Here is a 26,953-nt window from a genome sequence, read left to right on the forward strand (position 1 = left end):
GCCTGCCGCTCACGGCAGCCACTGCCATTGCAGGCCCACGCTGAGCCGGCGGTCCGGGCCGGGCTCGAAATAGCGCTGGTTGCCGTCGTTGACGATCACCGAGCCGATGTAACGCTGGTCCAATACGTTGTCCAGCCGCGCAAAGGCGCGCAGGGTGCCCTGCGCGGTACGCCAGCGGCGCGCCGCCTCCAGGTTGAGCAGGGCGTAGCCCGGGGCCGTTTCGGTGGCCAGGTCGTTGACCACGGTATCGCTGCTGCCCACCAGTTCGGCCGCCCACTGCCAGGGCCCCGGCCGGTACTGCAAGCGGGCGTTCCACTGCTGCTGCGGTACCCCGGGCAGGCGGGCGCCGGCGCGCACGCTGCCGCCGGGCAGCGGGTAGTCATCGCGCACGGTGGCCTCGATCCGGGTATAGGCCAAGGCCAGCTCGGCCTGTGCGCCCAGTGGTTGCAGGTAGCTGGCTTCCAGGCCCTGGCGGCGGGTGCGGCCGATATTGCGATAGGTGGCGCGCCCGCCGCTGTTGCTGGCCACCGCCAGTTCGTCATCGGTGTCGGCGCGGAACAGCGCGGCCTCGATCCGCGCGCCGCCGGCCTGCCATTTGCTGCCCAGCTCCAGGCTGCGGCTACGTGCGGCCGACAGGTCCAGCGCCAGCCCGGCCTGGCCATCGGCGCGGTAGCCCAGCTCGTTCAGCGTGGGGGTCTCGAAGCCGCGCCCGGCCGAGGCATACAGCCGCCAGGCCTCGCTGGCGCGGAACACCACCCCGGCCACCGGGGTGGTGGCATCAAAGCGGCGCGCGCCGCTGTCATCGGGGTTGCGCGCGGTGAGGTAGTGGTCGTTGGAGCGGAACCGCACCGTGCTGTGGCGCAGCCCGAGCAGCAGCGACCAGCGCGGCGCCCATTGCCACCAGGCCTGGGCGAACTGGTCCAGGTTCTCGACCCGGTCGCGCTGATCGCGCCGCAGCCGACCGCGGACGCCCAGCGCATCGCCGGCGAAATTCTCGTAACCACGGCGATCCTGCTGCTGTCGGTCGGCATTGGCGCCGATCGTCAGCTCCAGCGGTCGCCCGGCCCAGTCCCCTTGCCAAGCCCAGCGCGCGTCCACCCCGCCATAGCCGCCATCCAGATCGATCACCCCGCCGGCATGCAGCGGGTTGGCCTGCGGCGCCAGCGGGATCGCCAGGTACTGCTCCACGCTGCGCTGGCCGGCGTAGCCCATCGCGCGCCAGGTCTGCGCGCCGTCGGTGCGGGTGAACACCAGCCCGGCCTGGGCCTGGCGCACCGATTTGCGGGTGTTGTACTGGCTGGCCACGGCGGTGGCCTGGCGCGGGTTGTCGCGCACCTGGGCGCGGGTCAGGCCAAGCGGATCCTGCGCATCGGGCGCATCCAGGTAGTTCAGCACCAGATCCAGCTGGCCACCGCCCAGATCGGTGCCCAGCCGCGCGTTGACCGACTCGCGGCGCGCGCGGCTGTGCGCTCGCCAGCCGTCGGTGCGGAAATGGTTGGCGGCCAGGTTGTAGCGCAGCGGCCCCTGCTGGCCGCGCAGCTGCGCGCCGGCGGTGAGCGTGCCGTCAGCGCCAGTATCCAGCCGCAACCGCCACGGGTCGCCCGCGGCGCCGTCGGCGCTCCATACCTGCACCACCCCGCCGGAGGAATTGCCGTACAGCGCCGAGAACGGCCCGCGCAGCACTTCCACCCGCTGCGCGGCGAGCAGGCTGGCGTGCGACAGCTGGCCCTGGCCGTCGGGCATGGTCGCCGGCACCCCGTCGACCAGCACCCGCACCCCGCGCACGCCAAAGGTGGACCGCGCGCCGAAGCCGCGGATCGACAGCTGGGTGTCCTGGGCGTAATTCTGCCGGTCGCGCGCCACCACCCCGGCAATGCCCGACAGCGCCTCGGCGATCTGCGCCTGCCGGCCATTGCCTTCATCGTCCAGCCAGACCGTGGTGATGGAGGCGGGCAGATCCGCGTCGGCCAGCTGCCGTACCCGCGCGGCCTGTACCTGCACCGCCGGCAACCGCGCCACCGCCGCCGGTGCAGCGGCAGCGTCCTGGGCCTGTGCCAGGTTCGGCAGCAACACGGCCGAAAACAGCGCACTGCGGCGGGCCAAGCGGGTCAGGCAACGCATGCGGGCAGGGGTCCTTGGGCGGAAGTGGGCCGGACGCCATGGTACGGAGGCGAACGTGACGGCGGGCGCCACGCGCGCGGCGTGGCTTTGTTAGGATGGCTTGGTTTTGGCTGATTCTGCCGCAACCTGCGTCGCGCCATCCTCCCCCCCTTCCGTCATCCGAATGAGTACCGCCGTGTCCTTCTTTGCAAATGTGGAACTGGTCCCAGGCGACCCGATCCTGGGCCTGACCGAGGCGTACAACGCCGACAGCCGCTCGACCAAGGTCAACCTGGGCGTGGGCATCTACTACGACGAAAGCGGCCGCATTCCGCTGCTGGCCGCCGTCAAGCAGATCGAACAGCAGCTGGCCAACGAAGCCAAACCGCGCGGCTACCTGCCGATCGACGGCCTGCCGGCCTACACCCAGGCCACCCGCGAGCTGGTGTTCGGCAAGGATTCGCCGCTGCTGGCCGCCGGCCGCGTGGCCACCTCGCAGACCATCGGCGGCAGCGGTGCGCTGCGCGTGGGCGCGGACCTGCTGCACAGGCTGCTGCCGCACGCCACCATCGCCATCAGCAACCCGAGCTGGGAAAACCACCGCGCGGTGTTCGGCGCGGCCGGCTTTGAGGTGGTGGAATACAGCTACTTCGACCCGGCCACGCACGGCGTGGACTTCGCGGCGATGCTGGCCGACCTGGGCAAGCTGCAGCCGGGCACCGTGGTGCTGCTGCACGCCTGCTGCCACAACCCCACCGGCGCGGACCTGACCGTTGCTCAGTGGAAGCAGGTGGCCGAGCTGTTGAAGGACCGCCAGCTGTTCCCGTTCATCGACATGGCCTACCAGGGCTTCGACAAGGGCATCGACGAAGACGGCGCGGCGGTGCGCATCATCGCCGAGGCCGGCATCGACAGCTTCGTGGTCGCCAACTCGTACTCCAAGTCGTTCTCGCTGTACGGCGAGCGCGTCGGCGCACTGTCGGTGGTGGCCCCCGATGCCAACGCCGCCAAGGCCGTGCAGTCGCAGGTCAAGCGCATCATCCGCACCATCTACTCCAGCCCGTCCAACCACGGCGCTGCGCTGGTGGCCGGCGTGCTCAACAGCACCGAGCTGCGCCAGGTGTGGGAAGCCGAGCTGGCCCAGATGCGCGAGCGCATCCACGCCCTGCGCCATGGCCTGGTGGAGAACCTGGTCGCCGCCGGCGCACCGCAGTTCGCCTTCATCAACAACCAGGCCGGCATGTTCTCGTACTCCGGCCTGAGCCGTGCGCAGGTGGACCGCCTGCGCGACGAGTACGGCATCTACGCGGTCGGCACCGGCCGCATCTGCGTGGCCGCGTTGAACCAGGGCAACCTGGAATACGTGGCCAAGGCCGTGGCGACCGTCGCCAAGGGCTGATCGTCGCAACCGCAACACCCGGGACGGCCGCACTTGTGCGGCCGTCCTGCTTTTTGGCGACAATACCGCCCTCAAATGTCCCTGGCAGCCCCTCCATGTCCCGTTCGTCGCTTACCCGCTACCTGATCGAAGAGCAGCACGCCGGTCGCATCAATGCCGACCTGCGCCAGTTGATCGCCGTCGTCGCCCGCGCCTGCACCAGCATCTCCATCGCCGTCAGCAAGGGCGCACTGGGTGGCGTGCTGGGCGAAGCCGGCACCGGCAATGTGCAGGGCGAAGCGCAGAAGAAGCTGGATGTGATCAGCAACGAGATCCTGCTCGAAGCCAACGCCTGGGGCGGCCACCTGGCCGCCTGCGCCTCCGAAGAAATGGACCACTGCCAGCCGGTGCCGGACACCTACCCGCGCGGCGACTTCCTGCTGCTGTTCGATCCCCTCGACGGCAGCTCCAACATCGACGTCAACGTTTCGGTCGGCACCATCTTCTCGGTGCTGCGCTGCCCGCCGGGCACCGAACAACCCAACGACGCCAGCTTCCTGCAGCCGGGCACCGCCCAGGTCGCGGCCGGCTACTGCATCTACGGCCCCAGCACGCAGATGGTGCTCACCGTCGGCCACGGCACCCACGCCTTCACCCTGGACCGCGAGAAGGGCGAGTTCGTGCTGACCACCCCGGACATGCAGATCCCGGCCGACACCCAGGAGTTCGCCATCAACATGTCCAACCAGCGCCATTGGGAAACCCCGATGCAGGGCTACGTGCAGGACCTGCTGGCCGGCAAGGAAGGCGCGCGCGGCAAGAACTTCAACATGCGCTGGATCGCCAGCATGGTCGCCGACGTGCACCGCATCCTGACCCGCGGCGGCATCTTCATCTATCCGTGGGACAAGAAGGATCCGTCCAAGGCCGGCAAGCTGCGCCTGATGTACGAAGCCAACCCGATGGGGCTGCTGGTCGAACAGGCCGGCGGCGCGGCCACCACCGGCCGCGAACGCATCCTGGACATCCAGCCGGACCAGCTGCACCAGCGCGTGCCGGTATTCCTCGGCTCGCGCAACGAAGTGGAGCAGGCCACCCGCTACCACCGCGAGCACGACGCCGCGCAGGGCTGACACAGGTCACGGGACCGGTGCGATGCCGGTCCCGTTTCGCTGCACCGGAACGCTAACGTGGCAACGGCGTGACAGCGGCCACAACAGCAGTCACCATCGGGGCCAGATGCCCACGGATGCCCCCATGACAGCCGACCCGCAGCGCGACTTCATCGAAGTAATCCACAACGCCATCCCCGCTGAAACCTGTGCCGCCATCCAGGCCAAGATGCGATCGAGCGCACAACTGCTACCGGGCGAAGTAGGCAGTGGTGTGTTCCCGGAACTCAAGCACAGCAAGGATCTCCGGATCAGCGGCCAGCCCGAATGGCGCCAGGTGGAAACCCAGCTGCAGCAGGCGGTTTTCAGCGGCATTCTGAGTTATCTACGTCGTTATCCACAGGCACTGATCTCGCCGCTGATGTTGCAGGTGCAAGACAGCGACGGTAGGCCACGTCGATTGGCTGCAGAGGATTTCGCAGGCATGGACGATGCATCCCTGTCCGAACTGGCCCGTACCTGCCTCCGCCCCGGTGCCATCAATCTGCAATGGTATGCCGCCGGCGAAGGCGGCTACCCGTACTGGCACTGCGAACTGTATCCGCGCGATCCCGCCGGCGAGACCCTGCATCGCCACCTGCTGTGGACGCTCTACCTCAACGATGATTTCGCCGAAGGCGAAACCGAGTTCCTGTTCCAGCAGCGCAAGATCGCCCCGCGCACCGGCAGCCTGCTGATCGCCCCGACGGCATTCACCCACACCCACCGCGGCAACCGCCCGGTCGGCGGCGACAAGTTCATCGCCACCAGCTGGGTGTTGTTCCAGAACGCGCAGACGTTGTTTGGGAGCAACTGACGTGGACATTCCGCTGCGCCGGGCAGCGCACAGGTAGTGCCGGCCGCTGGCCGGCTCCCGATACATGCCGTGCTCAGCGTGGCGCGCTGGTCCCACAGCATCATGGTCTTCATGGCGCGACCCAGCACCATCGCGATCACGAACGAGCATCAGCGCGACCGGCCTCCGTCGCTTCCGCGAACGCCACGCTTTGCGAGCTGTGCCCTATACAGCACGGTTGCTGCTATGAGACCAAACATCCCCACTGCAAAACCAATAATGTCTTGCTCGACCATGCGCTCGCCATGCCAAATTTTCCCTGCCATCACAATCAGAAAATTCAGCGGAAGTAGGGATAATCCAAGCACGCCAAGCCAGTATATTGGTCTCATAGATATCGTTTTTTCCTTCATGCTGAGCAAGCCAGGAGTGACCCGCTGGTCCAAGTACCGTTGCTCTTGCTCACGAGATTCGTTCCCCGAAATAGAGCTACGAATGTGTTCGGAATGGGTCGCGGGCACCTTTCCGGGAGCCAACTACCCGCTTCCTTCTCAGTACACCTGCACCATCGCACGCAGATAGTCGTCCACCGTCTCGATTGTGGTGTCGACGACCTTGCCGCGCTGCCTGGCCATTGCTGCAAGGTCACTAATCAGCATTGCGTGGCCGGAGTCGTAGGTATTCCATCTGCCCGGCGACAGCTCCACGGCGAAACGATCCTCCGGACGCAGCTTGTCCACAGGCAGCCGCAGCTCTGCCGCTACATGTTCAAGCAATTCGATCACCCGTTCGCGGTCCAGACCCGACCCCGCGTAGTAGTGTTCGAAGCACGCGTGTGGGGACAGGCTCTGCCGCTCGTGCAGCGCAGCGACCATTGCCGGCGCCGGCCGCGTTCGGGCCAACAACCATGCCAGCGGGTTCACCGCATGTCCCTGGATCGTGTGAGCGCAGCACCGATCGCGGCTTCGTCTTCAAGTCAGGACCAATGCTCACGGCTTTTCGATTCCGTTGCTGGTCCGTGATTCGTGCGGAAGCGCATGCTGGTGAAATCGACGTCGCTTTTATGTTCCCGCACACACTTTTTCACCATTTTCTCGATCTCATCAACATTTCCCTGTTGAAACAACACCTTTCGCTTACCGTCAACGTCGGTGATCATCACTACCCCGCGCTCCAGCACGAGAACCTCGGTAGATCCAAGTGTGACTCTGTATTTTGGCGCGAATGTAACACGTGACGCCGCGCGCCATCCCGCAGGGTATATCCGTTTCAACTCTCCGATGAAGGCCATCGAATCGCCCATGCTGGACGCGGTGCAGTTGAAGCCATTTGTTTGGGCGGATTCACCTACTATCTTTAGTAACCCTTCTGGCCGAACTTCCGGAAAGGAATTTGCGGAATTTCCTCCAATAGCGCATCCAGACGCCCAGAGTGAACTTATCAAAACTGGAAGGTATGATGCCAATTTAATCCATGCCATGGCATTTTTATTCCTGAACCGTTGAGTGCCATTTTTGCACTCTGATATGCGTCTTGAGAGTAACAACAGGCCAAAGCCGGCTCATATCGACTTCAGCCATAGGAACCTGAACATTCACCAGCCCATGCGGCGTTCAACAGGAAGCCGCCTTGGAGGCCGCTAGCATAATGGATCTATTTTGTCCTGGTGCTTCTCACGCGCATGTTTGAAAGCAACCGAAGAAGAAGCCAACGGCCAAAGCCCCTTAGTTATGCTTCGTCCCGTCGGGAACTCCGCCAAACCACTCCCCACAGAGCCTCAGGGCTTCCCTACGGGTTTCCTCACTACTTTGTGGCAGCAATGCGTACCTAGATAGGATTGCTGCTCGGCTTTCCCCATCCCCTGCGTTCGCAAGACTCCTCTGCCACTTCTGTGCTTCGGCGACTTCGCCAGAAATGAACTCATGATAGATATATAGTTTTCGCATAGCTGCAAGGTCACCGCCTGTCGCAAGAACTTCCAGCTCCAATCGCTGACTTTCGTTGAGCTCATTGCGTGGGGAGGTCGACGCATCTTGGGCCGATTCGGCAGAATTGTCATTGTGGAAAAGACTCTTCGACGTTATTGCACCTACCATAAAAGAGAATATCGCCAAAACGGACGCATATAGATAAAATTTCACCAGACCTCCTAGTACGACATGAATACACCGGGGTTATTTATATCCTTTGCGCCACCTTCAGTTTTACCCCATATTCCAGAGACCCCCTTGGCATTGAACCACATGTAGTTTGTGGCGCCCGTAGTTGGCGTGTTGTATGCCTTGGAAAATCTCTCCGCAATTGAGTTCTCTCCTTGCGCAGAGCGGCACCCCATAAAGTCTACAGGTTGGCCTGGAACCCATCCGGCATTCTTCAACATTTCTGCAATATCCTCAACATTCATCCTTTCCCCTCCCTTCTTATCATTCTGGACAACGTTGGGGCTCATATGCGCGTAAATTGCCCATCGCCCTGATACGTCAGGCATTGCGGCTGCGCCATCGTAAAAATTTCCGTCCCCCTTGCTAAACAGGTTTAGCTTTTCAAGCCCCAATGGATCTACATTGGAGATCGGGTTATTTCCTGCATATGCGTAAGTATTGATACCACCGTATATTCCAATTGGATCGCTTTGCGCAAATCGACCAATACTAGCGTCGTAGTCCCGGAACCCGTTGTGCCAGAGACTACTCTCCACATCGTAGTATTGCCCTGGGAACCCAATGTTCAATCCACCGATATCGTCCTGAAGCACGCTTCGCCCATACGCATAGTTGTATGCTTTCCAGACAGTCTGTTGGTTTTCGTTGGTCGCGAACTCTGGACGACCTAGGTGGTCCGTATGAACATAGCTAAGCTCACCGTTGCGGGCCAACGCTATCAACTCACCGGCGAACCAAAGGTAACTGGTCCAAGTTCCATTTGTCTGCTCTGCCACGAGTTGATTCTGACCAACATAATAGTACCGGCTTGTACTGCCATTGACCTTGCCCACGCGCTGCCCTTGCGCATTGAGCACATAGTCGGTGACCAGCCCGTTGACGTTGCTCTGGCTCATCCGGTTGAACGCGTTGTAGGCATAGGTCTGGATACGCGATCCACTGACCTCACTGATACGGTTGCCGACGCCGTCATACTGATACTGGCGGCTACCGTCCTGGTTGGTGTAATCCAGGACCCGGTTGCTGCCTGGATCGATGCTGTACTGGGTCAGCTGGTTGCCGGCCTGGTAGCGATCATGATTGCCGCCGGCATCGTAGGAAAGCTGGTTGGTGATGCCGTAACGGGTCAATGAGGTCAAGCGGCTCAGCGCGTCGTAGCCGATCGTCTGGGTCATGTTCGGGGCCACCGAATCGACAATGCTGGTAATCTTGTTGTCGGCGCTGTGCTGATAGTCCCAGTAGCTCAATTTCTGGGAATTTGGCCCCCATACCGACATGGCGGTCAAACGTCCGTCCGCGTCATGATTGTAGCCGCGCGCCAGACCGTTGCCGTACACGATGTAGCCCTTGGCACCTGTCGCTTTCCAGCTTGCCTGGCTCACTACCGGCGTGGTGACACCGCCAATGGTGGCCGACATCGAACCGAGCCGTCCCTCTGCGCCGTATCCATAGCTGACGCTATTTCCATCCGGATAGGCGATGGCATTCAGGCGACCAATCGAATCGTATCCATAGCTGGTGCTGTGGTCGGTTTGAACACCACCGGCAGTTATCCAGTCGCGGCGTGCGAGCAGCTGGCCGTTTGGGTTGTACGCGAATTCGCTGGACGTGCCCGGAGCCGACAAGCCACACAGGCGCCCTTTGCCAGAATTGCATGTATCGTAAGTATAGCCCTGCTGATGGCCGTCGCTGGTGGCCGTGTTCATTCGGCCAAGGCCATCGTATCCATACGACACAACACTGCCGTCGTTTCGGGTCATTGTAGTGGTCAGGCCTGCGGCGTCGTACTGAAGCAGCGTGGTACCGGTGTCTGGGCTTGTCTGTTTCCAGAGCTGTCCGAAGCCGTCGTACTCGTAGCTCGTGGTCAGGCCCCGCGGATCAACTACCTGCGTAACCTGGTCGCCAATATTGTAGGCAAAGACAGTTGTTCCGCCTGCAGCATCTGTCTGCTTGAGCAGGCGACCGCGTGGATCGTACTCAAGATGCGTCACACGGTTCTGCGAATCGGTGATCTGCGTGACTCGGTCTTCCGCATCGTAGGCATAGCGCACGTTCTGTCCGTTGTTGCCCTTGATGGCAATCTGGCGGCCAAGCTCGTCGTATTCATAGCTCACGCTGAAAGTCAAAGCGTTGAGCGCCATGAGAGAGAGTGCGAGGGTCGACATCAGTTCGCTCCTTCCGTGGCAGTCAGCGGCACGCTGGGCCCGATTCGGATCGGCTCGTGGCAGGGTCCGCCATTGGGGGGGCAGTAGCCATTCTGATTCTCCACCGTGATGGACAGGCTTGCTTGTGGCCCCCAGGCGCCAGCGCCGTCAGCCATACTAGCCACGAATGGGTAGCGTCCGGTGGCCGGGCCTCGATGTGTCGGTGCCACCCGCCACTGAAGGGTGGCTACCTGACCAGGGGCCACCGCAGACGGAAGCCCGATGGCCTGAGTGAGCGACCCTGGTCCCCATGCCAGATGGATGCTGCCATTCCACACGTAGTTGCCGGTGTTTCTGACCTGGGCCGTGATGGTGCTCTGCTCGCCGTTGAGGATCCAGTTGGGGCTGGCGCTGAACTGGACGAACTCAGCGGTCTTTGTGAGCGGCGGAATGGCGAAGGTGCCGGACCTGCTGAGCAAGAGGTGCTCCTGACCGGCAGGTGAGATGCCATGCACGTAGATGGGCTTACCGCCATGTGCAGCACGGATGTCATGTGTAAGTTGAAGCACGAACCAGTACGCACCCTGGCCTTGGCATGCCGCCTTTACATCCTCATTCGGGATTAGTGAACCGGTTACCTCGCCGATGTAGGTGCCAGCACCTGCCGCGCCGCCGGCATAGACGTGAACGGTGGTAGGTGCGTTGACACCTACCGAGCAGGCCCAACCCTGTACTGCAAAGTTCCAGTTGTCGTTGGAGACGGTCGCCACGTCGCCGATGATCGTGGCCCTGGGTATGGCGAAGACGCCCGTGTTTCCCAACGCCTGATTGGACGCCGCGCCTCGAGGCGAGACACCGTAGACCTGGAGGGCTTTTCCACCTAGCTGCTGACGTTGAGCCAAGCTGATAGGCAACTGGAACCTGTATGCCGAGCCATTGGCCTGACAGGCAGCAGCAACTTGTGATTCGCTCGCCAGGTTGGCCTGCACCGTTCCGAGATGGTGCCCGCCTTCCGCGTATCCAATAACCTGAATCGAGGTGTTGGAGCCGGTTGAACAGGCCCAGCCTGTGGCATACCAGTTCCACTGCGCATCATGCGCGATTGCTTCAATTACTCCGGTGACTGTGCTGTCTCCCGGATAGTCGGTCAGCGACAGTTCGGTCCTGGTAATGTTTGAGGCAGCGTCGTAGCTGTGCTGCGTCCACGCAAAGTTACCGTTTCCGAGGGGCCTGGTCTCTGCGAGGAGACGTCGGGCGGCGTCGTATTGATAGCGTACGGTTATGCCGTCCGGTGCAGTCATGCTGACTACATTGCCTGCCCCATCGTACGTCACGGATGTGGTGGCCCAACCGCTACCAGCGGACCGTTTTTGCGATAGCAGCCTGCCCCTCTCGTCACGGGTGAATTCGGTGATATCGCCGTTCGGCCCGGTCACACGGCCTGGCCGCCCCATTCCGTCGTAATTGGTGTAAGTGGTTGTGTGACCCACTCCGTTGCTGACGTTGGTCAGGTCACCCAGTGTGTTGTACGTGTAGGTCACGCTGTCCTGAGCCAGTGGACCATCAACCGTAACTGTGGCCTTCAGCCCGTTGAGGTGATAGGTGTAGGTGTAGCTCGTCGTGCGGGACTGGTTGCTGACACCAAAGGCGGTGAGATTGCGCACAGTCGTCGATGCGAGGTTTCCTCTGCTGTCGTACGCGAGCAGGGTTTCGTGGTCTCCCAAGACAGTCGTTTTGATCGGGCGCCGGCTGGCTTGGTCCCATTCGTAGGTTGTGGAGCGCTGGGCAGTACTACCAACCGCTTCGATCGTTTTTAGAAGCAGGCCGCCGGCGCTGTAGTCGAAGTCAGTTAAATTGTCGGCGAAGTCACCGAAGACATCGGGATTGCCCTGTGCATCGTAGCTTCGCTCCTTGTAGCTGGCGGGACACAAGGCGGACGCAACGCCCGAAACAGCTATCTGCTTTCCATCGTGATAGTCATAGATGGTTTTGCGTCCCAGCGGTCCGGTTTCCGTAACGCGCATGTCTACGGCGCGGTCCGTCGTGGTCGGCATCGACGTTGAGCTTGCTCGTGCAGCACCGCTCAACTGGACGGAGCCGCCTGGAAGCGAGTTGGGCTCGAAGCAGATTTGACCGCTCGGGCGGTACTCGCACCAGCCGTGCTCTCCGTCATTCCTGAATCCGCCAGGGCGCACGGGCGCCGGCGGTGGTACTACCTGCTCAACCACGCTAGCTTGGTAACTGAACATGTATCTCTCCACGCCCCCGGCATGCTCGGACAGGACGGCTCGTCTGTTCCCGTCATACGCAAATGTCGAGTAGCGAACGCCGTTGAAGGATTTCCCGGTGAGACCGCCTGGGTATCTCACGTCCTCGTAGTGATAGGCAATCGTCGTTTGCGGGCTACCTGGGAGTGTTGCAGTTGCCAAACGCGGTTTCCCGCTCCCGAATGCATTGGCCGTGTATGTGTAGCGGTAGATTCCGCCGGAGGGATCAGTCACTTGAACTAGTTGATCCCCGCTCCACGTAAGCTGCATCCTGCGACCGCTAGAGTGCTCGACACTCGCCAAGTACTTGTTTGCGTAGGAGAAGTTCCATGCAACGCCCTGCTCGTTGCGTAGCTGTGTTACGTAGCCTTCGGCGTTGTAGGTTTCTGCACCCTTCTCTTCGTTGATAAGCGTGTAGGAGCCATCTCCGTTTTTTGCGATGTGGGCGGCATTACGGCTGTCCTCTTCCCACAGTCCGGGGAAGCATTCCAGTTGAACTTGATTCGACTTCCGTCGGGACGCTGCGCCCACGCAACCGACGTCCCGCTAGAGAAGGCTAGGGAGTAATCAAGGTTGCTGATCCAGTGTTGACCGAAGAGGCCGACGGCACCCCAGTGATGGTTGTAAGTGCGCTCGAGGAAGAGTGGCATTTCTCCGGCGGCAGCAAAGTCGAGCTCTGGCTCGATTTTATTTCCCGTATAGAGGACGATCGGATTTGCTTTGCTTTCTCCGCAGCCTCCCTTGCGGTCGTCTTTTTCCTGTTCTTTTGCCGTGTCTGCGCGAAGTGACACTCGTCCCAAGGGGCGCACGGTGTTCTTGACGCCTGCTCCAGCGAGACCGCTGGCGGGTAGAAGATCGACCGATGGTGTGGGCCTGACCGTGATGCGGTCGAGATCGGTAGGTTTTTCTGGTCCACCCGGCGGAACCGCATGTGCTTGAAGTATCAGCCCCACCGCCGGAAGAATCAGAAGCATCCAGCGAATTCGGCGAACGGGCTTTGCAGGTGTTGGGGACTTCATGTTCCTTGAGCCTCTATCCTTGAGTCAGGTGATGGTGATGTATTTTTTATGTGAACATAGTATTAACACAGTATGAGCAGCGACTGATAGCTCCAACGTGAGACCTCCATCCAACTATGGCAGGCAGTCCTTGGCTGTGGCGTCTTGGTCTGGTCCGCGTACATCGCCAAGTCGCTGACGACACGCACCGTGAATGGGGGCGCGCACGACCACGGACCCTGGGCTCGTTCGACCTTTCTGGACCCGTCGGGTGTCGATGCCGGCGCGTATCATGGGTGCGATCAGTCCAGCATCTTGACGCTGGGCTTTTGGCGATATCAGAACAACGCCCCCTGCGGCGAATCCACCCGCGGCGGCAGCGGCCGCAGGAACCGGGTGCAGTCCAGCTTGGGCCAGTGGCTGTTCTGCGCGTCGAAGCCCAGCCGCCGGCGGGCCAGCTTGAAGCGGTTGGAGAGCAGGTCGGCGTAGACGCCTTCGCCGCGCATGCGGCTGCCGAATTCGCTGTTGTAGTCCTTGCCGCCGCGCAGCTGGTTGATGGTGCTCATCACGTGCGCGGCGCGGTCGGGGTGGTGGGTGTCCAGCCAGTCGCGGAACAGCGGGGCTACCTCCAGCGGCAGGCGCAGCAGCACGTAGCCGGCACTGGATGCGCCGGCATCACGCGCCGCTTCGAGCACCGCTTCCAGTTCGGCGTCGTTGATCCACGGGATCACCGGCGCGACCATCACCCCGACCGGGATGCCGGCATCGCGCAGGCGGCGCATCGCGCGCAGCCGGGCGTGCGGGGCCGAGGCGCGCGGTTCCAGGCGGGCCGACAGGTGCGGGTCCAGCGAGGTCACCGAGAAGTGCACGCTGACCAGGTTCTGTTCGGCCAGTGGCGCGAGCAGGTCGATGTCGCGCTCGACCAGCGCATTCTTGGTGATCAGCGAAAACGGGTGACGGGTTTCCAGCATCACTTCGATCAGCTGGCGGGTCAGCTTGAGCTTGCGCTCGATCGGCTGGTAGGCGTCGGTGTTGATGCCCAGCGCGATCGGCTGCGGCACGTAGCCGGGGCGCGAGAATTCCTTGCGCAGCAGCTGCGGCGCGTTGGTCTTGGCGAACAGCTTGGTTTCGAAGTCCAGCCCCGGCGACAGGTTGAGGTAGGCGTGCGAGGGGCGGGCGAAGCAGTACGAACAGCCGTGCTCGCAACCGCGATACGGGTTCACCGATTGGCTGAAGCCCACGTCGGGCGACTTGTTGCGGCTGATGATGCTGCGCGCGGTTTCGACCCGCACTTCGGTGCGCAGGCGCGGGGCGGCGAATTCCTCGCCGTCGTCGGCTTCCCAGCCATCGTCCACCGCTTCGCTGACGGTGACCTCGAAACGGCCCGCCAGATGCGTGGTGGAACCCCGGCCTTTGATTGCGGTACCCATGATCAAAGGCTAGTGGGGCGGTGTCGCAGGGATCGCGACGTCCGGCTGGCGCAGGGGGTTGGGGAGGGCGTGTGCATGGTTAGTAGTATTACTAACCACAAGCGGCAAGGGAAGCGGAATCGAGGCTATCACTGGCTTTGCGGGGCCGGCGGGCGGTTTGGCCCCCAGAGTTGTCCACAGGCTGGGTTGGCGTGGGATGGCGGCCGCCATCGAGATCATGGGGAGCCGGCCAGCGGCCGGCACTACCCTTGGCGCGCTGTGGGGCGAACCGACCAACTGTCGGTTCCTACCGGGGCTTTTGGCCGCCGGCCGGCGCAGAGCGGGGGCGGCGCCAGGGCCTCGGTGGTGGGCATCGACCGTGGGGTCGATGCACTGTCCCCGGTAGGCATCGGCCGTTGGTCGATGCACGCCCTACAGCAGGCGCAGGTAGCCCTTCACGGTGGCGTCCAGGCCGGCATACAGCGCTTCGCTGATCAGGGCGTGGCCGATGGAGACTTCCAGCACCTGCGGTACGGCGGCCAGGAACTGGCGCAGATTGTCCTGCGACAGGTCGTGCCCGGCATTGACCCCCAATCCGGCGGCCTGGGCGCGGCGGGCGGCATCGGCGAACAGCGCCAGCATCGCCCCTGCGTCACCGGCGGCGTGCGCCTCGGCATAAGGGCCGGTGTAGAGCTCGATGCGGTCGGCCCCGATCGCCGCTGCCTGGGCCAGGTCCGGGTTGCCGGCGTCGACGAACAGGCTGACCCGGCAGCCATGCGCTTTCAGTTCGGCGATCAGCGGGCGCAGCCGTTCGGCGTCGCGGGCGAAGTCGAAACCGTGGTCGGAGGTGAGCTGGCCGTCGCCGTCTGGCACCAGCGTGGCCTGTGCGGGGCGGGTCTGCGCGCACAGCGGCAGCAGGCCAGGATAGCCCTGCCGCGGCGGCGCGAACGGGTTGCCCTCGATATTGAACTCGACACCGCGCGCAGCAGTCAGCGCCGCCAGCGCCAGCACATCCTCGGCATGGATATGCCGGCGGTCCGGGCGCGGGTGCACGGTGATGCCATGCGCACCGGCATCCAGGCAGGCATGCGCGGCCTGCAGCACATCCGGGTCGGTACCGCCGCGCGAGTTGCGCAGCACGGCAATCTTGTTGACGTTGACGCTGAGCTGGGTCATGGGATTACGGCGTGTCGGAGTCGTCTTGGGCCAGTTGCTGGCGGGCCTGCGCCTGCTCGCGCAGGCGGCGCAGCTCGGCCGGGTCGATCACGCTGGAGATATCGCGCTGCAGGTTGCCAAAGCGCGCCACGTACAGGCCACGCACCCAGACCAGCAGGAACACCAGCGTGCCCAGCAGCGACAGCAACATCAGCCCCATGTGCGGGGTCTTCATCGCCAGGCCGAAACAGCCCAGCGCCAGCAGCAGGAACAGCCAGTACATTGTCTTTCTCCCCGTGGACCGGGGCAGTGTAGCGCCGCAGCCCCTGCCGGTTCCACGTGGGCGCCGGGCTACAGCAGCGGCGAGGCCAGCCGCGCGAACGCCTCGGGTACGCGGTGCCGCCACAGCGACCGCTGGCGCTCGTTGTGCACCCGCACCGAGGCATCGAACTCGGCCGCCAGGATCTGCTCCAGCGCGGCCACCCGGTCGGCATCGACCAGCATCATCGACAGCTCGAAATTGAGGCGGAAGCTTCGGTGGTCGAAGTTGGCGCTGCCGACGATGCAGACCTCGCGGTCGGCGATGAAGGCCTTGGTATGCAGCATGCGCGGGCCGTATTCGTAGATCTTGACCCCCGCCTGCAGCAGCTCGTCGAAGTAGGAACGCGCGGCCTGGGTGACGAACCAGGAATCGCTCATCTTCGGCACCAGCAGGCGCACGTCCAGCCCACCCAGGGCGGCCGAGGTCAGCGCCATGCGCGCCGCTTCGCCGGGAACGAAGTAGGGCGTGACCAGCCAGACCCGTTCGCGTGCTTCGTGGATGGCGGCCACCTGCAGGCGGTGGATGGTCTCCCAGGAGGAATCCGGCCCGGATACCAGCACCTGCGCATGGATGCGGCCTTCCTGGCGGCTGGGTACGTCGTGCGGCCACAGCGGGGCGATCTCCAGGCGCGCCGGTTCCTGCCCGGTGGCGTAGATCCAGTCTTCGACGAATACCAGCTGCAGGCTGCGCACCACGTGCCCGGTCAGGCGCATGTGCAGGTCGCGGTAGGCGTCGGGGCGGCGGCTCTCGTCTTCCTCGTCGGTGATGTTGATCCCGCCGGTGAAGGCCACGCGGCCGTCGACGACCACCAGCTTGCGGTGGGTGCGCATGTTCATCCACGGGCGCTTGAACGGCTTGAGCAGCTGCCGCGGATGGAACCACGCCACTTCGCCGCCAGCCTCCAGCAAGGGTTGCAGGAAGCGTTTGCGGATCAGCGACGAACCCACCGCGTCCAGCAGCAGGCGCACCCGCACGCCGGCGCGGGCGCGCTCGACCAGTGCATCGCGCAGCGCGGTGCCGGCGTGGTCGGGGTTGAAGATGTAGTACTCCACGTGCACGTGGTCGCGCGCCTGCGCGATCGCGGCGAGCAGGGCGCGGTAGGTGGCCGCGCCGTCCACCAGCCACTCCACCTCGGTGGCCGAGGACGGGGCCAGCCCGGTGGTGGCCTGGGCGATCTTGGCCAGTTCGGTGCAGTCGGCATCGGGCGGGCAGACGCTGCTGTAGTGCTCCATGCCCGAACGCGCGCGGCCACGACGCAGGCGCTGCCGTTTCACCTTCTGCGGGCCGAGCAGGTAGTAGATGAAGAGGCCGAGGTAGGGCAGGGCGGCCAGCGACAGGATCCAGCTCAGCGTGGCCACCGGTTCGCGCTTCTGCAGCATGATCCAGCCGGTCAGCCACAGCAGGTAGAGCAGGTAGGCGATGACCAGCAGCGGGCGCAGGTGCGGCACGGCGTCCAGCCAGTCGGTCAGGGCGAAGTAGGTGGTGGGCATGCGCCGATGATAGCGGTCCGGCTGGGTCGGGGTGGGCGTCGGGCAGCAGGCAAAAAAAAACGCCCCTGTCTCCAGGGGCGTTTTCCAGTCGCGTCATGACTGCAGTCTTGCTGATTACTGCTGTACGAAGCCGATCTTCTTCATCTGGGCGTTCTTCGCGGCGGCCAATACCTTGGCCATCACGTCGTACTCCGAGTCCGGGCTGGCGTCGATGCGCAGTTCCGGCTGGTTGGTCGGGTCCTTCTGGACCTCCTGCTCCATCCGCTGCTGCAACTCGGCGGTTGCAACCGGGCTGTTGTTCCACGAGACCTGGTTGCTGGCGTCGATCTTGAGTTCGATCGGCGGCGGCGGCTCGACCAGCTGCGGCGGTGGGTTGAGCACGCGCTGCGGCAGGTCCACGGCGATCGGGTAGGTCATGATCGGCGCGGTGACGATGAAGATGATCAGCAGCACCAGCATCACGTCCACGAGGGGCGTGACGTTGATGTCGGCCATGGGGCCTTTGTTACCACCGGTACTGAACGCCATGGCTTACTGCCCCTTCTCTTTGGTGGCAACGAAGCCAACGTCGAGCATGCCCTGTTCCTGCGCAATCTTGGTCATCTCGTTGATGACGCGCATCTTGGTGGTGCGGTCACCACGCAGATTGAGCGGCGGCTGCGGGGTCTGCTGGGCGGCGGTCGCCAAGCGCGACTCGAGCGTCTGCTTGTTGATTTCCTCGTCGTTCCAGTAGATCGAGCCGTCTTCCTTGACTGCCAGGGTGATCGGGCCCGAACGCTTCTCAGCGTCTTCCGGGCTCTGCACCAGGTTGGCCTCCGGCAGATCCACCTTGACCTTGTGGGACATCAGAGGCGCCGTGATGATGAAGATGATCAGCAGCACCAGCATCACGTCCACGAGGGGCGTAACGTTGATGTCGGCCATGGGGCCGCCGCTGTTACCACTACTGAAAGCCATAACGGGCTCCGTCTAGATCGTGTTGACTACGTTCTCGCTGGGTAAAGCGCGTCGCAATTAGCGGACGCGCGAACCGGTGGCGAAGAAGTCGTGCAGGTCGTGAGCGAACGTATCGAACTTGCTGATCGTGGCGCTGTTGATCTTGCTGAAGAAGTTGAAGGCGAACACGGCCGGGATAGCCACGAACAGACCGATGGCGGTCATGATCAGTGCTTCACCCACCGGGCCTGCAACGGCGTCGATCGAGGCGGAACCGGTGGCACCGATCTTGATCAGCGCGCCGTAGATGCCCCACACGGTACCCAGCAGACCGACGAACGGAGCGGTTGCACCGACGGTGGCCAGCAGGGTCATGCCCGACTGCAGGTTGTTGCTTTCGCGGGTCACGGCCTGACGCAGGGCGCGGTCGACGAACTCCGAACGGCTCAGGTTCTCACCCAGGCCACCACCGGTGGCGCCGCCTTCGGCACGCTGGTGGTGGGCAGCTGCCTGGGCAGCGTCCAGGGCGATCTTGGAGAACGGCTCGGAAGCGGGCTGTTCTTCCATGGCGCGGATGGCGTCCTGGGCGTTCGGGGTATCCCAGAACAGGCTCACGACCTTGTCGGCAGCGCTCTTCAGGCGGGTAGCACGGAAGATGTTGATGACGGTCCAGTACCAGGACATGGCCGACATGATGATCAGGGTCAGCAGCACGACCCAGGAGACGGCGAAATCACCCGGCTTGGTGGTCATTTCGTGGATCAAGTGCTCGAAGCCCATCTGCGAGAGGGCGTTCGACGGGTTGCCCCCAGCAGCAGCGGCGATGAAGAGTTCCTGCAGCATGACGCTTACCTTTGTTGTGTGTGGTGATGAATGGTGTTGCTTGAAATAACCGATGGAACGGTGGCCGGCGGGCCACCGACGACCATCAGTTCAGCGCAAAGTTGACCGGGACGCGAACGCGACCTGCGACCTTCTTCCCGCCCGACTCCGCAGAACGGAAGCTCCACTTGCGAGCTGCTTCCATTGCGGCGCGGTCGAGGTCACGGTTACGGCTGGACCGTTCGACCGACACATTGGTGACGTTGCCATTGGCATCGACATCAATGATCAGGATCACTTCACCCTGGATACCTGCGCGGAATGCTGCCGGCGGGTAACGCGGGGGGTTCATGTTCTTCGAGGAAATGTCGACGCTGGCCTCGATCTGGCTCGGCGGAGCCGGCGGTGAGGGCGGCGACGGCGGCGTAACGATGTCGTTGGCACGCGGCTGCGGCACATCGACGATCGGCGGCTGCGGCGGCGGTGGTACCGGCGACGGCTTCGGCGGCGACAGATTCTTCACCGGCGGAGGCGGCGTATCGGTCGGCGGCGGCGGCGGCGGCGGCGGTGGGGGCGGCGGCGGAGCGTCGACCAGGGTCACCATGATGTTGCGTTCCTTCTCCGCAGCGGCCTTGGGGGCCACGGCCGGGATCAGAAGCATCATGAAGGCGGCGAGATGCAGTGCGATTACAAAAGCGATACCCACGATTCGCGGCCAGCTGAAGCCGGTGTCATCGCGTTGTTCGTACCTGTGAACGACTAGTTGTTCCGTCATGCGCCAAGAGCTCATTAGTGGGGCCGGGATACCCGGGGACAGGTAGCCCATGATCAGCGGTGCATGACACCGCAGGAACCTCCAAGCTTATACCAATCCTGAGCGCCTGCGCATCACTGTGGCAGGCGTTCAGGCGTTATTCCTACTTACTTCAGGTTGATGATTTTCTTGGCATCGGCCTGGTTCTTCACACCCTTCGCCAGCGCCTGCTGGGCGGCCTGCTTGGCCTCCGGGATGCGACCTTCGGCATGCAAAACGCGTGCCAAATTCAAGTAGGTTTCACCGTCCTTGGAGAGCGGGGCGGCCTTCTGCCACGCTTCGACTGCCTTCGGTACCTGGTCGGAGTAGTAGTAGGACTGGGCCAGCGCCAGGTAAACCTGGTAGTCCGGCTTCAGGATGCCCTTCTCCAACCCTTCGTTGATGACCGCGATGACGTCCTTTTCCTTGTTCTCGGTATTGGCGTAGATCGAGTACAGCTGCTTGTACTCGCGCTCTTCGCTGAGCTGGCCTGCCGCACGCAGCTTGTCCATCACCGCGGCGGCCTTGTCCATCTGGTCGGCCTGCATGTACATGCTGGCCAGGTTCAGCTGGGCTTTCTTGTCGTTGGGGGTGCGCGCCACGATCGCTTCGGCCTGCTTGACCGCTTCACCGGTCTGGCCGGCTTCGGCCATGGCGGCCATCAGCAGCTGGTTCCAGCTGTCCTTGGGCTCGGCGGCGCCGGCGATGGCCTGCTGCAGCACCGGGATGGCGTCGGCATAGCGCTGGGTCTGGTACAGGGCCTGGCCCTTGATCACCAGTTCTTCGGGCTTGGACGACTTGGTTTCGGCGAAGTACTTGTCCAGGGTGGCAAGGCCGGGGGCGGTCTCGTCATCCTGCAGCTGCAGCTGGGCCAGCATCAGCATCGACTGGTAGTGGCCGTTGTTGTCCAGGCCGTTGAACTCCAGCACCTGCTGCAGGTACTTCTTGGCAGCGGCGTTGTCTTCGGTCTGGTAGGCGGCCTGCGAGGCCAGCTGGGCGGCCAGCGACTTGTCGTAGGTGTTGGCGGCGCTGTTGGCCAGGATCTCGTCGCCCAGGGCGCGGGTCTCCGGGAACTTCTGCTCGTTGTAGCTGTCAATCAGCTTCTGCAGCTTGCTGCCGAGCTTGGGCGAGGCCTTGACGCTGGGCTCCTGGCGGGTCGCGTTGGGGTACAAGGCTTCGGCCTTGGCCTGCTGCTTGCCACCGCGGTTGCCACGTTCGGCCGAGCGCGAGGACTGGGCGAATGCATCGGTGACCATGGCGCCACCGACTGCGGTCGCGATGAGGACGGAAAGGACGGCTTGCTTGTGGTTGCTGAAAATCATCTTTCACCTCGATCGAACCGCCGCGGCGGCATCAAAACGGACTGTCAGAAAAATCTGAGCCGCCAAACGTATCAGAAACTCATGGCGTGAGAAATCGTTTCCGATGCTGCAATACAGCATACTTTGGTCGCATCAGCCGCACCTGGGCTTGCGTCCGGCGGCCTGGGCCTGCTGGTAGACCCCACTCAGCGCAGGCGCGTCGCGCTGCAGCTCGCGGATCCGGTTGGCCGGGTCGGGGTGGGTGGACAGCCATTGCGGGGACCGGCCGCCACTGGCGGCCATCATGTTCTGCCACAGGTTGACCGCCTGGGCCGGGTCGAATCCGGCTTCGGCCATCAACCGCTGCCCGACCACATCGGCCTCGCTTTCCTGGGTACGCGAACCAGGCAGCAGGAAGGCGGTCTGCGCGGTCATGCCGCCGAGCTGGTTGACCGTGCCGGCGGCGCCATCGCCATAGGCGGCGCCGGCCAGTGCGCCCAGCACGGCCAGGCCGGTCTGCGCGCCCATCTGGCGGGTCAGGCGTTCCTCGTGGTGGCGCGAGATCACATGGCCGATTTCATGGCCGATCACCGCCGCCAGCTGGTCCTGGTTCTTGGCCACGGTGAGGATCCCGGTGTTGACCCCGACCTTGCCGCCAGGCAGCGCAAAGGCATTGGGTTCCTTGTCGACGAACACCGCCGTTTCCCACCGTACGCCACGGTACTGCGGTGGCAGCTGCGCGACCAGCGCATTGACCACGCACTGCACATAGCCGTTCTGGCGGCCGTCGGTACTGACTTTTTCCTTCTGCTTGGTCTGGGCGAAGGCCTGCGCGCCCAGCTGGTCCAGCTCGGCCTGCGACACGCCGCCGACCATCTGCCGGCGCCCGGTGGGCGAGGTGGTGGTGGCGCAGGCACTGACCAGCAGCGCAATGGCAACGCCCAACAGAACCGGTTTCATCGCAAGTCCCCCTTGTTCATATCTGCAGTGTGGAACGACGGTACGTAAAATTTTGTTGTCGTTGCCGTCAACAATGGGCGACGTTCAGGCACGTGCGTGGCAGGTGATGGCCCACGCGCGTCCGCTCAATGCAGGCCCAGGAATACCAGCGCCCCCAGGGCGATGGCATTGTTCAGCGCGTGCGCAACGATCGGCGCCCACAGGGTGCCGGTGCGCTGGTACAACCAGGCGAACGCCGCCCCCATGCTGCCGTAGACCAGCCACAACTGGGCGATTTCCCAGGGGCCGTTGGCGCTGGTGCCGGGAATTTCATGGACCAGGGCGAAGGCCAGGCTGCTCAGCAGCATGCCCAGCAACGGCCGGCCGGCCTGCCACAGGCGCCCGAACAGGACGCGGCGGAACAGCAGTTCCTCGTAGGCCGGGGCCAGCACGATGGCGAACACGGCCAGGAACCACGGGAAGCGGGCCAGGGCCTGTTCCATCAGGGCCAGGTTGGTCGGGACCGGTTCGATGCCGGCCTGCTTGGCCAGGAAGGCGATCAGGTTGCTGCCGATCACCACGCAGGTGGCCACCAGCAGGGTCCAGCCCCAGGTGGAGCTGCGCCGGAGCGCCTGCAATGACGTGCTGCGTTCGCCGGGCGTGGCGCGCCGGCGCAGGAAGTACAGCAACAGCGCGGCACCGCCGGTGGCGACGATGGCCATCAGGATCTGCGCCAGTGCGCCGGGTTGGCCCAGTTGCTGGGCGAGGGTGGACGCATCCACCGTGCCGCCGGCGCGCTTGGCTGCGGTGGCAACCACTGCGCCGCGGTAGGCGCCCCAGACCAGGCCGCTGGCCAGGCTGAGCCCGAACAGGGTGACGATGGCGATGCCCAGGTCGATGAAGAACCCGGCCACTGCCGAGCGTGGCCGGGGGCCGGGCGCAGCAGGCGACAACGGGGGCAGCGGAGGCGTCAGGGACGCCGGAGCGGTTGCGGACATCGGATTCCTGGCATCGGCGGACGAATGCCGGCCAGGTTGCAGGTCGCAACCGGCCGGCCCTGACCCGATTGTGTCAGATATCCAGGTTGGCGACCTTCAGCGCGTTGTCCTCGATGAAATCGCGGCGCGGTTCCACCACATCGCCCATCAAGGTGCTGAAGATCTCATCGGCCGCCACCGCATCTTCGATGCGGACCTGCAGCAGGCGGCGGGTATCGGGGTTCACCGTGGTATCCCACAGCTGTTCCGGGTTCATTTCACCCAGGCCCTTGAAGCGCTGGATCTGGCGGCCCTTCTTGGCTTCCTCCAGCAACCAGTTGCGCGCTTCGGCGAAGGTGCCGATCTCCACCGACTTGGCGCCACGGCTGATCTTGGCACCGGCGCGGACCAGGCCATACAGCAGCAGCGAGGACTGGTGCAGGGCACGCAGTTCGCCACTTTCGAAGGCCGACAGCGGCAACACCTGGATCATCTCTTCGCCCATGTGACGACGGGTGACCAGCAACGCGGCCGGGCGCTGCTCGGTGGGCTCCTGCAGTTCCAGGCTGAAACGCGGGGAGCCCAGGCTGCCCTGGTTCAACCGCTTGGCCAACGCGGCCAGGCCCTCGTCGGCACCGGCGCGACGCAGGTGCTCCAGGTCCATCGGGGTGAAATCGACCAGCGCTTCGAGCACCTGGCGGTCGTAGCGGTGGCCGTTGCGGGCGATGGTTTCCTGCGCCGAGGCATAGGAGAGCAGCAGTTTTTCCAGGGCGACGCCTTCGATGCCCGGCTCGCCATCGGCCGGAATCAGCGAGGCGTTTTCCACCGCGCTGCTGGCCAGGTAGGCGTCCAGCGCCGGGTCGTCCTTCAGGTACAGCTCCTGCTTGCCCTGCTTGATCTTGTACAGCGGCGGCAGGCCGATGTAGATATGGCCGCGTTCGATCAGTTCGGGCATCTGCCGGTAGAAGAAGGTCAACAGCAGCGTACGGATGTGCGCGCCGTCGACGTCGGCGTCGGTCATGATGATGATGCGGTGGTAGCGCAGCTTGTCCGGGTTGTATTCATCGCGGCCGATGCCGGTGCCCAGCGCGGTGATCAGCGTGCCGACCTGGTCCGAGGCCAGCATGCGGTCGAAGCGGGCACGTTCCACGTTGAGGATCTTGCCGCGCAGCGGCAGCACCGCCTGGTTCTTGCGGTTGCGGCCCTGCTTGGCCGAGCCGCCTGCCGAGTCACCCTCGACGATGAACAGTTCGGACAGTGCCGGGTCTTTTTCCTGGCAGTCGGCCAGCTTGCCGGGCAGGCCGGCGATGTCCAGCGCGCCCTTGCGGCGGGTCAGGTCGCGGGCCTTGCGCGCTGCTTCGCGCGCACGCGCGGCGTCGACGATCTTGCCGGCGATCGCCTTGGCTTCGTTCGGGTTTTCCTGCAGGAATTCTTCCAGGCGCTGGCCAAAGGCGCTTTCCACCGCCGGGCGCACGTCCGAGCTGACCAGCTTTTCCTTGGTCTGGCTGGAGAAGCTGGGGTCGGGCACCTTGACCGACAGCACCGCGATCATGCCTTCACGCATGTCATCGCCGGTCAGGTTGATCTTGGCCTGCTTGGCGATGCCGTTCTGTTCGATGTAGTTGTTCAGCACGCGGGTCAGCGCGCCGCGGAAGCCGGCCAGGTGGGTGCCGCCGTCCTTCTGCGGGATGTTGTTGGTGAAGCAGTACATCGTTTCCTGGTAGGAATCGGTCCACTGCAGCGCCACTTCCACGGTAATGCCGTTGGACTCGCCGGTCACCGAGATCACGTTGGGATGCAGCGGGGTCTTCAGCTGGGCCAGATGCTCGACGAAGCTGCGGATGCCGCCTTCGTAATGGAAGTCGTCGCGGCGGCCATCGCCGCGCTCGTCGACCAGCGCGATCTTGACCCCGGAGTTGAGGAAGGACAGCTCGCGCAGGCGGCGTGCCAGGATCTCGTAATGGAATTCGACGTTGTCGTGGAAGGCCTTCACCGACGGCCAGAAGCGCAGGGTGGTGCCGCGCTTGGTGCTGGCTTCGACCTGCTTCAGCGGGTATACGGCCGCGCCGTCGGCGTATTCCTGCTGGTAGTGGAAACCGCCCTGGTAGATGTCCAGCACCAGCTTCTGCGACAGCGCGTTGACCACGCTGACGCCCACGCCGTGCAGGCCACCGGAGACCTTGTAGCTGTTGTCATCGAACTTGCCGCCGGCGTGCAGGACGGTCATCACCACTTCGGCAGCGGAGACCTCGCGGTCGAGCTTCTTGCTCATCTGCTCGTGCTTGCCGGTGGGGATGCCGCGGCCGTTGTCCGACACCGACACCGAGCCATCGGCGTGGATCATGACCGACACATTGTCGGCATGGCCAGCCAAGGCTTCGTCGATGGAGTTGTCGACCACCTCGAACACCATGTGGTGCAGACCGGTGCCGTCATGGACGTCGCCGATGTACATGCCAGGACGCTTGCGGACCGCCTCCAGGCCTTCCAGGGCCGTGATGCTGTTGGCGTCGTAGTTGCCGTTGTTTGCCGGGGTGTTCAGTTCTTCAGTCATTGCGCTTGCCATAGGCTCCGCAGGTCGGGCCACCGCGTTGCGGCGGGGCGCCGAGTAATAAGGGGTTGCGACCGCAATTATACCAGTCGGGCATGGTCAGCCCCTGGGGGACCACTATGGCACAGGCTGGACCTGCCCATGTTCCACGTGGAACCGGGTGATGTCGGTAGCCGCGCCGAGTGCTGCCGGAATTTCGGTGGCGGTGATGAAGATCTGCGCCGGGCCGGCCTTCAGCCGCTCCAGCACCCGCGCCTGATGGTTGCGGTCCAGTTCCGAGGACAGATCGTCCAGGGCGATCACCGGCCATTCCCCGCGCTGCTCGGCATAGTCCTCGGCCTGGGCCAGCAGGCAGGTAAGCGCGGTGAGCTTGGCCTGCCCGCGCGACAGCGCATCGCGGCCGGGAATGCTGGCAAAGCCCACGCTCCAGTCGGCGCGATGCGGGCCCACCGAGGTATAGCCGGCCATGCGGTCGCGGTCGCGCGCCAGCAGCAGGGCGTCGGACAGCGAGAGTTCCTGTTTGCGCCAGCCCGGGCTGAGCGTCAGTGCCTGGATGCCCAGATTCGGTGCGAGCACATCGGCCAGGTCGATGGTGCGCTGCTGCAGCCGCTCCAGGTAGTGTTGGCGCCGGGTTGTCAGCGGCTCACCGGCCTCGGCCAGCTCGTGGTCCCAGGCATCCAGTGCCTGCGGATGCCCGCCCTGCTTGAGCAGCGCATTGCGCTGCTTCAGCGCCCGCGAATACCGCCGCCACAACGCCAGGAAGTCTGGTTCCACGTGGAACAAGCCCCAGTCGAGGAAGCGCCGGCGCGGTTCGCCGCCGCCACTGACCAGGGCGTGGCTGCCCGGCTCGAAGGTCACCACGGCCAGGGCCGCACACAGGTTACCCAGCTGGGCGACATCTTCTCCGTCCAGCCGGCCCTTCCATTCCTGGCCGCTGTGACGAAGCCCGGCCTTGCGCCGCGTGGAACTGACCGCACCTTCGCGCTGTTCGTCCCACTCCACGAATACTTCCAGCGCCTCCCGGCCCTGCCGTACCAGGCCATCGCGCACCCGGCCGCGGAAACTGCGCCCATAGGCCATTACGTGCAGGGCCTCCAGTACGCTGGTCTTGCCAGCACCATTGTCACCGGTGATCAGGTTGATGCCCGGTTGTGGCGCAAGTTCGACGCTGTCGAAACGACGGACCTGGTGCAGGGACAGACGGCGGATATGCATGCGGACGATCACGGCCGCACTGGGCGGCAGACGGGTAGGGGCAATCG

Annotated in this window: 22 protein-coding genes; 3 read left to right on the top strand and 19 right to left on the bottom strand. The window is 64.0% G+C overall.

Annotated elements, in window-relative coordinates:
- Positions 1-9: 9 nt before the first annotated feature.
- Positions 10-2,121, bottom strand: a complete 2,112-nt coding sequence (locus IC535_RS01580) for a TonB-dependent receptor family protein (RefSeq protein WP_228884809.1) — start codon at positions 2,119-2,121, stop codon at positions 10-12.
- Between the two features lie 175 nt (positions 2,122-2,296).
- On the opposite strand from IC535_RS01580, the gene IC535_RS01585 reads away from it, so the two are divergent.
- The 3 genes from IC535_RS01585 to IC535_RS01595 all read left to right on the top strand — a co-directional run bounded on the left by IC535_RS01585 (position 2,297) and on the right by IC535_RS01595 (position 5,446).
- Entirely contained in the window at positions 2,297-3,499 is a 1,203-nt protein-coding gene (locus IC535_RS01585) for an aromatic amino acid transaminase (protein WP_228884810.1), read from the top strand.
- 95 nt (positions 3,500-3,594) lie between these two features.
- Positions 3,595-4,611: a class 1 fructose-bisphosphatase gene (locus IC535_RS01590; protein WP_228884811.1), complete on the top strand. Its 1,017-nt coding sequence runs from the start codon at positions 3,595-3,597 to the stop codon at positions 4,609-4,611.
- Positions 4,612-4,735: 124 nt separating this feature from the next.
- Positions 4,736-5,446, top strand: coding sequence for a 2OG-Fe(II) oxygenase (locus tag IC535_RS01595; RefSeq protein WP_228884812.1), 711 nt, complete (start codon positions 4,736-4,738; stop codon positions 5,444-5,446).
- A 530-nt stretch (positions 5,447-5,976) separates the two neighbouring features.
- On the opposite strand, the gene IC535_RS01600 is transcribed toward IC535_RS01595, so the two are convergent.
- The 18 genes from IC535_RS01600 to recF all read right to left on the bottom strand — a co-directional run bounded on the left by IC535_RS01600 (position 5,977) and on the right by recF (position 26,906).
- A complete protein-coding gene (locus tag IC535_RS01600; protein ID WP_228884813.1) occupies positions 5,977-6,300 on the bottom strand; it encodes a hypothetical protein in 324 nt (107 codons plus the stop codon).
- Between the two features lie 101 nt (positions 6,301-6,401).
- Positions 6,402-6,905: a hypothetical protein gene (locus IC535_RS01605; protein ID WP_228884814.1), complete on the bottom strand. Its 504-nt coding sequence runs from the start codon at positions 6,903-6,905 to the stop codon at positions 6,402-6,404.
- Positions 6,906-7,574: 669 nt separating this feature from the next.
- Positions 7,575-9,752: an RHS repeat-associated core domain-containing protein gene (locus IC535_RS01610; protein ID WP_228884815.1), complete on the bottom strand. Its 2,178-nt coding sequence runs from the start codon at positions 9,750-9,752 to the stop codon at positions 7,575-7,577.
- Positions 9,752-11,785, bottom strand: a complete 2,034-nt coding sequence (locus tag IC535_RS01615; RefSeq protein WP_228884816.1) for a hypothetical protein — start codon at positions 11,783-11,785, stop codon at positions 9,752-9,754. Before IC535_RS01615 ends, IC535_RS01610 begins: the two co-directional genes overlap by 1 nt.
- Before the next feature lie 572 nt (positions 11,786-12,357).
- Positions 12,358-12,972 (bottom strand): DUF6531 domain-containing protein, encoded by a 615-nt coding sequence (locus IC535_RS01620; protein WP_228884817.1) that lies wholly within the window; start codon positions 12,970-12,972, stop codon positions 12,358-12,360.
- A gap of 362 nt (positions 12,973-13,334) precedes the next feature.
- Positions 13,335-14,426 (bottom strand): PA0069 family radical SAM protein, encoded by a 1,092-nt coding sequence (locus tag IC535_RS01625; RefSeq protein WP_228884818.1) that lies wholly within the window; start codon positions 14,424-14,426, stop codon positions 13,335-13,337.
- 411 nt (positions 14,427-14,837) lie between these two features.
- Entirely contained in the window at positions 14,838-15,581 is a 744-nt protein-coding gene (locus tag IC535_RS01630; protein WP_228884819.1) for a pyridoxine 5'-phosphate synthase, read from the bottom strand.
- A 4-nt stretch (positions 15,582-15,585) separates the two neighbouring features.
- Positions 15,586-15,843, bottom strand: a complete 258-nt coding sequence (locus tag IC535_RS01635; protein WP_228884820.1) for a hypothetical protein — start codon at positions 15,841-15,843, stop codon at positions 15,586-15,588.
- 68 nt (positions 15,844-15,911) lie between these two features.
- A complete protein-coding gene (cls, locus tag IC535_RS01640) occupies positions 15,912-17,372 on the bottom strand; it encodes a cardiolipin synthase (protein ID WP_228884821.1) in 1,461 nt (486 codons plus the stop codon).
- A gap of 114 nt (positions 17,373-17,486) precedes the next feature.
- Positions 17,487-17,900, bottom strand: coding sequence for an ExbD/TolR family protein (locus IC535_RS01645; protein ID WP_228884822.1), 414 nt, complete (start codon positions 17,898-17,900; stop codon positions 17,487-17,489).
- A 3-nt stretch (positions 17,901-17,903) separates the two neighbouring features.
- Positions 17,904-18,329, bottom strand: a complete 426-nt coding sequence (locus tag IC535_RS01650) for an ExbD/TolR family protein (RefSeq protein WP_228884823.1) — start codon at positions 18,327-18,329, stop codon at positions 17,904-17,906.
- 57 nt (positions 18,330-18,386) lie between these two features.
- A complete protein-coding gene (exbB, locus tag IC535_RS01655) occupies positions 18,387-19,151 on the bottom strand; it encodes a TonB-system energizer ExbB (protein WP_228884824.1) in 765 nt (254 codons plus the stop codon).
- 85 nt (positions 19,152-19,236) lie between these two features.
- Positions 19,237-19,905, bottom strand: a complete 669-nt coding sequence (locus IC535_RS01660; RefSeq protein WP_429000319.1) for an energy transducer TonB — start codon at positions 19,903-19,905, stop codon at positions 19,237-19,239.
- Between the two features lie 146 nt (positions 19,906-20,051).
- Positions 20,052-21,245: a tetratricopeptide repeat protein gene (locus IC535_RS01665; RefSeq protein WP_228884825.1), complete on the bottom strand. Its 1,194-nt coding sequence runs from the start codon at positions 21,243-21,245 to the stop codon at positions 20,052-20,054.
- 132 nt (positions 21,246-21,377) lie between these two features.
- Complete coding sequence (locus IC535_RS01670) at positions 21,378-22,184, bottom strand: M48 family metallopeptidase (protein WP_228884826.1); 807 nt, start codon at positions 22,182-22,184, stop codon at positions 21,378-21,380.
- Positions 22,185-22,309: 125 nt separating this feature from the next.
- Positions 22,310-23,161 (bottom strand): CPBP family intramembrane glutamic endopeptidase, encoded by an 852-nt coding sequence (locus IC535_RS01675; protein ID WP_228884827.1) that lies wholly within the window; start codon positions 23,159-23,161, stop codon positions 22,310-22,312.
- Between the two features lie 73 nt (positions 23,162-23,234).
- Complete coding sequence (gene gyrB, locus IC535_RS01680) at positions 23,235-25,694, bottom strand: DNA topoisomerase (ATP-hydrolyzing) subunit B (protein ID WP_228884828.1); 2,460 nt, start codon at positions 25,692-25,694, stop codon at positions 23,235-23,237.
- Between the two features lie 114 nt (positions 25,695-25,808).
- Positions 25,809-26,906: a DNA replication/repair protein RecF gene (gene recF / locus IC535_RS01685; RefSeq protein WP_228884829.1), complete on the bottom strand. Its 1,098-nt coding sequence runs from the start codon at positions 26,904-26,906 to the stop codon at positions 25,809-25,811.
- Between the last annotated feature and the right edge of the window lie 47 nt (positions 26,907-26,953).

Source organism: Stenotrophomonas rhizophila (genome assembly GCF_020857975.1).
In the GTDB taxonomy this organism is placed as follows: domain Bacteria; phylum Pseudomonadota; class Gammaproteobacteria; order Xanthomonadales; family Xanthomonadaceae; genus Stenotrophomonas; species Stenotrophomonas rhizophila_C.